Annotated in this window: 1 protein-coding gene; it reads left to right on the top strand. The window is 51.4% G+C overall.

Annotated elements, in window-relative coordinates; all coding sequences use genetic code 11:
* Window positions 1–106 precede the first annotated feature (106 nt).
* Window positions 107–243 (top strand): prophage tail fiber N-terminal domain-containing protein (locus tag MKD49_RS26250; RefSeq protein WP_170973687.1); only part of this gene is annotated, 137 nt, incomplete at its 3' end.

The following is a 243-nucleotide window of genomic DNA, read 5'->3' as shown; positions in this document are numbered from 1 at the left end:
CGTACTGACGGATTCATCGTTGGGGTCGGTTATAAATTCTGATTAGCCAGGTAACACAGTGTTATGACAGCCCGCCGGAACCGGTGGGCTTTTTTGTGGGGTGAATATGGCAGTAAAGATTTCAGGAGTCCTGAAAGACGGCACAGGAAAACCGGTACAGAACTGCACCATTCAGCTGAAAGCCAGACGTAACAGCACCACGGTGGTGGTGAACACGGTGGGCTCAGAGAATCCGGATGAAGC

It is taken from the genome of Herbaspirillum sp. WGmk3, from assembly GCF_023952535.1.
Lineage (GTDB): Bacteria > Pseudomonadota > Gammaproteobacteria > Burkholderiales > Burkholderiaceae_D > Herbaspirillum > Herbaspirillum huttiense.
Note: the sequence above shows the minus strand (reverse complement) of the source record. Positions and strands in the feature narration are given on the sequence as shown.